Below are 9,857 nucleotides of genomic sequence, written 5' to 3' on the forward strand. Positions count from 1 at the left end.
CCTGAGCCAGGATCAAACTCTCCATATAAGAGTTGATTAAGCTCATAAGTTGTCTTTTCAAAAAAGACTAAAGAATTAACGTTGACGTTTTTGTTCGTTCAGTTTTCAAAGATCAATCCGCCGCTCAGAAGCGACTTTATTAATATATCATTTCTCAATCACTTCGTCAACAACTTTTTTTAAAACTTTCAAATCTTGTTAACGTCTCAAGCGACTGTTTTTCTATAATATCACCTATTGCCCAGAAGGTCAACAAGTTATTCAAAAAAACAAAAAAAGATTTTATTATGCATTTAAATCAAAAGAAACCAGCTGCTTAAAATACAGCTGGTTTCTTCTATATTATATATTACTATTTGGAGATGACAATGATATCTTTTTCTTTAAGGTCAACAGCGCCTGGCTTATTAATCTTGATCCCTTCACCCTGTTGAAGGTTTGTGAATACGATTGGCGTGATGATAGAAGTTGCATTTTTCTCGATATAATCAAGATCCACTTTCAACAATGGCTGCCCTGCTTCTACACGGTCATTCTCAGCAACTAATGCTTCAAATCCCTGTCCTTTCAGGTTTACTGTATCAATACCTACATGGATAAGGATTTCTCGGCCTGAATCTGAAAGGATGCCGATTGCATGCTTTGTCGGGAACATGTTAACGATTTTCCCATCCACCGGTGATACAACAGTTCCTTCTGCAGGTACAATCGCAAAACCATCGCCCATCATTTTACCCGAGAATACAGCATCAGGTACTTCTGTGATTGGTTTGATTTCTCCTTTGATCGGTGAAATGAAAAGATCTTCCTTGTGCTCTGTCTGAAGAGCTTCAGGATTTACTTCTTCAATTTGCTGTTCAACCCCGCCTTCTGGCGCTTTTTCAACCGTGCGCGGTCTTTTGCCGCTCATGATATCTTTCATTTGACCTTTGATTGTTTCAGATCTCGGGCCAAAGATAGCCTGGATGTTGTTTCCTACTTCCAGTACTCCAGATGCACCAAGTTTCTTCAATCGTTCTTTATCTACATTTTTTATATCGTTTACCGATACACGAAGACGAGTAATACATGCATCAAGATGAGCGATGTTTTCTTGTCCGCCCATAGCATCAAGAACTTCATATGGAAGATCTCCGCCTTTACCTGAAGAAGCTGTTTCTTCATCTTCTACTTCTTCACGGCCTGGGGTCATTAAATTAAATTTGCGGATGGCAAATCGGAAGCCAAAGTAATAGATTACAGCAAATACTAATCCAACCGGAATGACAATCCAGGCATTTGTCTGAGGGTTGATTAAACCGAATAAAATATAGTCAATCAAACCGCCTGAGAAAGTCATGCCTATTTTCACATCCAGGAGATGCATGGTCATGAATGACAGACCTGCAAACACTGCGTGAACCGCAAACAGGATAGGAGCCACGAATAAGAATGAGAACTCCAGCGGCTCTGTAATACCTGTTAAGAAAGAAGTTAACGCAGCAGATGCCATAAGGCCTCCGACTACCACTTTCTTTTCGGGGCGTGCTTCATGATAAATTGCTAATGCAGCTGCAGGAAGACCAAACATCATGAACGGGAATTTACCAGTCATAAATGTACCTGCAGTAAGGTTTTGTACATTGTCACTGATTTGAGCCATGAAAATACGCTGATCACCGCGAACTGTTTCCCCTGCATTCGTTACATACTGTCCAAATTCATACCAGAATGGAGAGTAGAAAATGTGATGAAGACCAAAAGGAATCAATGAGCGTTCAATTAATCCAAAAATAAACGCGGATAGAGTCAAGTTCGCATGAACCATGTTTTGAGAGAAAGCATTTAACCCTTCCTGGATTGGCGGCCAGATAACCAGCATCAGCAAACCAAGTACTACAGATGTTGCAGCCGTAATAATTGGAACAAAACGCTTTCCGGCAAAGAATCCCAAATAGGATGGAAGTTCGATTTCAAAAAACTTGTTATATAATGCAGCAGCGATAATACCAACAATGATACCGCCGAATACACCTGTCTGCAGAGTTGGGATTCCTAAGATGTTCGCATAATTAAGCCCATTTACATCCTCTGCAGTAATTCCTGCAGCCGTTCCCATTGTCACATTCATAATTAGATAGCCGATGATGGCAGCAAGTGCGGCTACACCTTCACCGCCTGCCAAACCAACAGCTACACCAACTGCAAATAAAACAGGCAGGTTGGCAAAGACGATATCTCCTGCTTTTTGCATAACCTGAGCAACGATTTCAACTCCGCTGTTATCCAGGAATGGAGCCAGCTCAAGCAGTGCCGGATTTTGCAAAGCCGCCCCGATAGCGAGCAGTATACCCGCTGCCGGCAGTAATGCTACTGGAAGCATTAAGGCTTTTCCGACTTTTTGCAGGACGCCAAATATTTTCTTAAACATATGTTAACCCCCTAAAGTTTTTTACTCATTAAGCGTTTTCATTTAATAGCGGCAAGCATTAAAAAAATAAAAAAGGCATGAGGAAAAAAAGGATAGAATTCAGGTGTATACAAGGGTATCATACCCTATTTACCTAAATTCAATTACCTTTCTTCACTCATGCCTGATCGAATCAGTAACACGTAAAGACTTGCCTGTTTCTTGACAAGATAGTATCGAAATTAATTTATTTTCTTTTGAAGCCTCTGCAGATGCATTGTCAGATAAACAGCTTCTGCATTAAAGACTGGTTTTTTTAATGATTGCTGCATTACTTTAATGAGCTTCCAAGAGAGATTGTAGCACACCGGATATTCTTCTTTCAAGAGGGAAGTTATTTTTTCCGGTTCTTCAACCACCTCGCCTTTGTTAACCCGTTCAATGGTGAATCGGATATGGCGGACAAGCCTCATATAATCGATACTGTCTTTATCAATTTTAATGTCCAGCTGTTCTTCAATCATATTCACTAGATGGGTTACCAGCTGAGAATGCTGATTGACTTCGGATAAATCGCGGTTCATCACAGCACTGTGAACATGAAGGGCAATGAACCCGATCTCCCCTTCAGGCAAATAGATGCCGGTTCGCTGTCCTATAAGGTTTACAACTTCGCTGGCAATTTCGTATTCAAATGGGTAGAGTGTCTTAGTCTCAATAAGAAAAGGATTTTTCATTTCCATCCCTTTTTTCAGACGAGTTATCGCAAACATCAAGTGATCGGTTAGCGCAACATGAATATGTTCATTAAGCATGGAGTTCGCCCTCTGTTTAATCAATTGAATCGAGGAGATAATCGTTTCAAGCAATTCATTATCCACAAAAGGCATCAGTTTAATATAATTCTCCTGCTCTTTTTCATTTTTAAGCACAAAGAGCTTTTCAACCAAAGCAGAGTCGATTGGCTGGCCAGACTTCCGGCTGAAGCCAATCCCCTTGCCGATAAGAACGACTTCTCCAAATGACTCGTGGCTGCCAATGAGGACATTATTATTAAGCACTTTTTTAACCTTATACTCACCCATTCTCTTCTCCCCGCCCATTAAACAAATGTACTCTCATGGTATTAAAGCCTGTCCGGGAAGTCAACGGATTGATTTGAATAAAATAAAGAGACCCGCATCCAAGCGGGCCCAATCCATAATATTACTTCAGGAAAATGAAATACAAAACAAATATGACGAACAGCACATACATGATTGGGTGAATCTCTTTTATTCTCCCTTTTACAATCATGGTAATTGGATAAAAAATGAATCCGATTGCGATTCCTGTTGCGATACTGTAAGTTAATGGCATTGCAATAATAGTAAGGAAGGCTGGAACTGCAATTTCAAACTTTGTCCAATCAATGTTGCCTAATGAAGCAACCATCAGTACACCGACAATGATGAGCGCCGGAGCAGTCACTGCAGAAGTTATAACCTCTAATAGAGGAAAGAAGAATAATGATAACAGGAAGAATCCCGCTGTTACAATCGATGCAAATCCTGTTCTCGCACCTGCCGCAACCCCTGATGAAGACTCAATGAATGAAGTTGTCGTTGATGTTCCGAATATCGCGCCTACTACTGTTGCTGTTGAGTCAGCCAGAAGTGCTTTACCTGCACGCGGCAACTTATTCTCCTTCATTAGGCCTGCCTGGTTGGCAACACCCACTAAAGTACCCGCTGTATCAAAGAAGTCAACGAATAGGAATGTCAGAACAACGACCAGCATGCTTGTTGAGAAGAATGAAGGGTCGCTATATGCCCCGAATGCCGCTCCAAACGTTGGAGCTACACTTGGCACGGAATCAACAACCTTTCCTGGAACATCAATCAGGCCGGCAATCATTCCAACAACAGTCGTGATTACCATTCCTATAAAAATTCCGCCATTCATTCCTTTTGTCATGAGAATAACTGTTATGATAATCCCGAAAATAGCCAGAAGCACATTCCCATCAGTAAAATCGCCTAATCCAACGAGAACTGCATCATTATTGACAATCAGCCCTGCACTCTGAGCGCCGACAAATGTAATAAACAAACCGATTCCGGCACTGACCGCATACTTCAATTCTGCAGGAATCGAGTTAATGATTTTTTCACGCAAACCTGAAAGTGATAAAAGGATAAAGATAATCCCTGAGATAAGAACCCCGCCTAGTGCATGCTGCCAAGGAATTCCCATCGTTAATACAACAGTATAAGCAAAAAATGCATTTAATCCCATACCGGGAGCAAGCGCAATCGGATACCTGGCCAGTACCCCCATCAATAGTGATCCAATTGCCGCAGCTACTGCTGTCGCCACGAATACTGCACCATAGTCCATTCTCATGGCATCCGGCAAATCTGGTATATCCATTAACGATAAAGTAATCGGATTAACGACCAAGATATAAGCCATTGCTAAAAAAGTTGTAAGTCCGCCGATAAATTCACGACGGTAGTTAGTACCAAGTTCTTCAAACTGGAAGTACTTCTTCATTTCTCTTCCCCCTATTGGCTGTCTTTATTTTTTTCAATAAAAAAAACTCCGGGTTGACTACCGGAGCATTGACAACTGGGCTCGTGCTTGCAATAGGGGAAAACAAAGAAGAATAATGGCAAAAAACATCCCTATCTGCACTTACCTCGTAGTCAAGCTATTTACGGTAGCTCGGTAGAAACTTTTGGGCCATATCCCCAATATTATACGACGTAAAACGACATATTTAATTCTTCTTTATCATAGCACCTCAAAAAGTCCTAGTCAATAGAAAAAGCGAACATTTTCATGTCCGCATTTTCTTAATGTTCGTATTTTATTCCCACTCGATTGTTGCAGGCGGCTTGCTCGTAATATCGTAAACCACTCTGTTGACATGCGATACTTCATTAACGATCCTAGTTGAAATAATCTCCAGTACATCCCATGGGATACGTGCCCAGTCAGAAGTCATACCGTCAATGGAAGTAACCGCACGGATTCCAATAGTATAATCATAAGTTCGGGCATCTCCCATTACACCGACACTGCGGATATCAGGAAGAACCGTGAAGTATTGCCAAATGTCGCGATCAAGGCCTGCCTTTTGAATTTCCTCGCGCAGTATGGCATCAGACTCGCGCACAATTTCAAGCTTATCTTCTGAGATTTCCCCAAGTACGCGGATACCTAGTCCCGGACCAGGGAATGGCTGTCTCCAAACGATTTCATCCGGAATGCCAAGCTCCGTTCCCAGCGCACGCACCTCATCTTTAAACAGAGTGTTAAGCGGTTCGATCAGCTTGAATTGCATATCTTCAGGAAGCCCGCCTACATTGTGATGAGATTTAATCGTTTGAGCAGTTGCTGTTCCACTTTCAATAATATCCGTATAAAGTGTTCCCTGTGCAAGGAAATCAATGCCTTCAAGCTTGGCTGATTCATCATCGAATACATAGATAAATTCATTGCCGATGATTTTACGCTTTTGTTCAGGATCGCTAACCCCTTTAAGCTTATTCATAAAGCGTTCCTGGGCATCCACTTTAATTACATTCATATTGAATCCATCAGCAAATGTCTTCATGACGCCTTCTGCTTCATCTTTTCTCAGCAGGCCGTGATCCACGAAAATACAGGTTAGCTGATCGCCAATTGCTTTATGAATAAGGACGGCAACAACAGATGAATCAACACCGCCGCTCAATGCACAAAGAACCTTTTTATCTCCAACTTCCTGGCGGATCTTCTCCATTTCAATCTCAATGAAGTTTTCCATTGACCAATCGCCTGTACAGCCGCAAACGCCGAACACAAAGTTTTTCAGCATATCATTTCCGTGAACTGAATGGCGAACCTCAGGGTGGAATTGAACAGCGTATAAACCGCGCTCTTCATTGCTCATAGCTGCAATCGGGCATGATGGATTTGTACCATCCACTGTAAAACCAGCGGGAGCCTCTACGACAAGATCGCCATGGCTCATCCAGACCGTCTGTTCTCTAGGCAGATCTGTAAACAACTTGGATTCATTTTCAATTTTCATGATCGCCTTTCCGTATTCACGGTGTTTCGCAGGTTCTACTTTACCATCAAAATGCATAGTCATCAGCTGCATGCCATAGCAGATTCCGAAAATCGGCAAGCCCAGTTCAAAAATTTCTTCATCACAGCGGAAAGCATTTTCGCCGTAAACACTGTTGGGACCGCCAGAGAAAATAATCCCTTTTGGATTCATTTCTTTGATTTCCGCAGCTGTAATCGTATGCGGATGCAGCTCACTGTATACGCCAAACTCACGGATTCTGCGTGTGATTAACTGATTGTACTGGCTCCCAAAGTCCAGCACTACGATCATTTCTTGATTTTGAAGTTCTGTTTTCCCCGTCACACTGTTCACCTCATTAAATTTGTTATTTTACTTTTAGTCTTCTCTCCTGCAGGTAAAATATCTAGTAAAAATATAATTTCTTTGCAACTCATATAACTGCCAGCCAGAAGCTGGCCAATAAAAAAAACCGGAACTCTTTCTCCACAAAAAAAGTGAAGGCAGAATTTCGGTTTTCACGTATAGCAAAAAGCTTCTTCTGCCTTCATAGTCAGATCATTTACGGCGATCCGGTAGAGACTTTCGAACCATATTATCGAGGATATATGAAGGTTGCATGATTTAATTGTAATACTCGGCAAAATCCGAACAATATGCCGCTGTCTTATTTGCCTATTGTAACAACAGCCCCAAATCCCGGTCAAGCTATTGTCTTTTTAATTAAATTTTCCCACAATTCTTTCGTGTCATTCCAGCTTCCTTCTTTTAGAACTCCCCTGTAAACAAGTTCTTCGTAGTGGGCTGTCAGCCTGCTCATTTCCTTTGTTGAGAAAAAGCTGTCTATATATTTGGCATACTCCCTTAAGGTTTGGCCCTTTTTCCGCTTTAGCCCGTACCGGTCCAATTCTTTTAAAAGAATAAGATAAGCTTTAGGAAAATGCTCATCATTATTTGTCTTTTTAAATCTCCAGATAAAATAATGCGGCATCCATTTTCCCCTCTTCTGGAAAAGCACGAAAACAAGCACACCTGCTGCCAATATCGCTGCTGCGACTACTTTCCAATTATCTTTTAAGAAAGCTCCCAGATTGTCCCAAAGCTCTTTTACCGAAAACGGCGATTTTTCTGCCGATGCTTCATCAGGCATGTCCGGCTTAACAGGAGCCTCAGTCTCGTTTGGCTTTTCCGCTTCCGGCTGGCTCGTATTTTGGCCTGCGTTGTCAAAGTTAAATTGTACATTATTATTGAACCCCTGAGTTGGTTCAAATGGAACCCAGCCCATTTCAGGGAAATAGATTTCCACCCATGAATGGGCATTGTTATTTGTTACCTCAAACAAGCGAAGACCAGACCCTAATGATTGCTTGAATTCTCCCTCTGTATAGCCCTTAACCCACCTTGCCGGCAATCCAATGGATCTGGCCATTACCACCATGGAGGAGGAGAAATTGTCGCAATATCCCTGCTTGGTATCAAATAAAAACTGGTCCACATAGTCCTCATTTTCATCTGGAACAGCTACGTCTGTCTGGCTGTAGGTAAATTCTGCCCTTCGGAAATACCTCTCAAGCTCCCTTGCTTTTTCAAACCAGTCCGGTTTCTCTTGAGTAATTTCCAGAGCAAGTTCCCTGACTCTTTCAGGCAATTCTTCAGGCAGCTGTGTATATCGCGCCATAAATTCTTCAGGCAGTGATTCCGCGTTTGCCCCGGCTTCCTTCATTGCAGTCACACTGTATTCAGGCACCTCGAAGCCTACCTTATATTCTTCCAATGCAGATGGCCGTCCGCCATCCAATGTCCGTATTTTTTCAGTGGCCGTTTCCAGCTCATAGGTAATGAACTGCGAAGCTTTAATACTATTTACCCCTAATGGATACACAACATGAGGGTAATTCATAAAAGTATAAACGGAGCTTACTTCTTCAGTGGTTTCAATTGCATCGTTATCGATAAAGGATGTAACCGGAATTTCTTCTCCCATTCCAAACGGAAGATATTCTCCTTCAGCCTGGGATGTAACCCATCCTTTGCCTGTATATGCATCTTTTGTTTCCACCTTCCAGTAATGGCGGGACTCCACTTCCGCCCTGAAGACCACAGCGTTATCTCCAATAAAAGGGCCACCAAGACGGGAATCATCTTCACCATAGCCGATTTTCTGAATACCCGGGCCATCACCGCCGCTATTTTGTCCATAGGACTTAATAAACGGAACAGGATCGGGCCAAATCGGTTCTGCCTTAGGTGCTGCAAACCCTAAGCCGGTACTCAGAGCGATCAGAGCGGTCAGCGGAATCATCCATTTGCGCGACAGGGAAGCTTCTTTCTTCAACCCCTCCTGATCCAGGAGACGGTTGAACGTTAAGATGCCCATAACCGCAAAGCCCGCAATAACTGTCCTGACAATCGCCGCGTCTGCCGTGTAAGGCGTAAAGGTATCCAATACACTTATATAAATGAGTGTCATGAAAAAGAAAATGAAAATCCGCCTGCGATTGATCAGCCAGTACTGAATCAAATAAGTCATCAGCCATAGCAGAATGAAAAAGAGAAGGCTTCTGAATAGATTTGTCATGCCAGGCCATTCTCTATCAGCTATTAAACCAAAGTTGTGCACCATGTCCGATGCAAATACGGATATCCATGAAAATTGGAAAAAGGATCCCTCAAAGTACAAATAATGCAGTTCATAGAGAATATAAAGCAACTTTATAAAACCGCTTAAAACAAGGCCAACACTGAAAAAAGCCAGCAAAAGCGATAGTATAAGGAACACGAGGAAAACAATGACATTAGATGTGTCCGTAAGCTCTTCAACCGGACGCAGCCATTCCCATAATAGGAAAAAGCCCAGAACATAAAGAAGAAACGAGGCAAAATCTTTCGGTACCTTTGGAGAACTCATCACTTGTTCACCCCCGAAAACACATCTGCAAACTGTCCGTTATGAACCAGAACTACCCGGATTCCCCTGGCATTGGCGGAGGTTTTAAGCAGCAGCTCATCCCCCGAAGGAGATTCATCCTCATTTTTTATTAAAAATATAGATACAATCCCTTTTTTGGACGTGAAAAACCCGGCTTTCTCTATAAGCGTTTTTGTTAATTGCCCTGTAACAACCATCAGCTGACTGTTCTGCTGCAAAAGAAAATGCTCTGCTTCAAGAACCCGGTCCACTGCAGCTGCAGAATCATCCTTTATTTTTGCCAAATGATAGAACAGCTGAAGCTGGTGTGCTTCACCGCCTCTGATTGGAAAAGCTGTCCGCGTTGCTGCAGAGGTCAAAAACCCAGTCTGTGCTCCTTTGCGAAGAATCGCCCTTACCATGGAGGCTGTAAACGAAACGATAGCCTCAAATCGGCTCTCAGTTGCCCAATCCATGAGGATATATACGTCATGCGATTG

Annotated in this window: 5 protein-coding genes, 1 pseudogene and 2 riboswitches; all 6 genes and pseudogenes read right to left on the reverse strand. The window is 42.4% G+C overall.

Annotated elements, in window-relative coordinates; all coding sequences use genetic code 11:
• Nucleotides 1–352: 352 nt before the first annotated feature.
• Nucleotides 353–2,410 carry a glucose-specific PTS transporter subunit IIBC gene (ptsG, locus tag ACEQ1T_RS25590; protein ID WP_370225361.1) on the reverse strand — a complete coding sequence of 686 codons (2,058 nt, stop codon included), beginning with the start codon at nt 2,408–2,410 and terminating at the stop codon, nt 353–355.
• Between the two features lie 221 nt (nt 2,411–2,631).
• Nucleotides 2,632–3,474, reverse strand: a complete 843-nt coding sequence (glcT, locus tag ACEQ1T_RS25595) for a glucose PTS transporter transcription antiterminator GlcT (protein WP_370225362.1) — start codon at nt 3,472–3,474, stop codon at nt 2,632–2,634.
• A gap of 121 nt (nt 3,475–3,595) precedes the next feature.
• Complete coding sequence (locus ACEQ1T_RS25600; RefSeq protein ID WP_206845996.1) at nt 3,596–4,924, reverse strand: NCS2 family permease; 1,329 nt, start codon at nt 4,922–4,924, stop codon at nt 3,596–3,598.
• 129 nt (nt 4,925–5,053) lie between these two features.
• A riboswitch (purine riboswitch) is annotated at nt 5,054–5,155 on the reverse strand.
• A gap of 85 nt (nt 5,156–5,240) precedes the next feature.
• Entirely contained in the window at nt 5,241–6,761 is a 1,521-nt protein-coding gene (gene guaA / locus ACEQ1T_RS25605; RefSeq protein ID WP_370225365.1) for a glutamine-hydrolyzing GMP synthase, read from the reverse strand.
• Between the two features lie 218 nt (nt 6,762–6,979).
• Nucleotides 6,980–7,081: riboswitch (purine riboswitch) on the reverse strand.
• Between the two features lie 71 nt (nt 7,082–7,152).
• Nucleotides 7,153–9,357 carry a DUF3488 and DUF4129 domain-containing transglutaminase family protein gene (locus tag ACEQ1T_RS25610; protein WP_370225363.1) on the reverse strand — a complete coding sequence of 735 codons (2,205 nt, stop codon included), beginning with the start codon at nt 9,355–9,357 and terminating at the stop codon, nt 7,153–7,155.
• Nucleotides 9,357–9,857: pseudogene (locus tag ACEQ1T_RS25615) on the reverse strand (DUF58 domain-containing protein); the annotation flags it as partial. The gene ACEQ1T_RS25610 and the pseudogene ACEQ1T_RS25615, both read right to left, overlap by 1 nt.

It is taken from the genome of Cytobacillus sp., from assembly GCF_964223445.1.
Taxonomy (GTDB): Bacteria; Bacillota; Bacilli; order Bacillales; family Cytobacillaceae; genus Cytobacillus.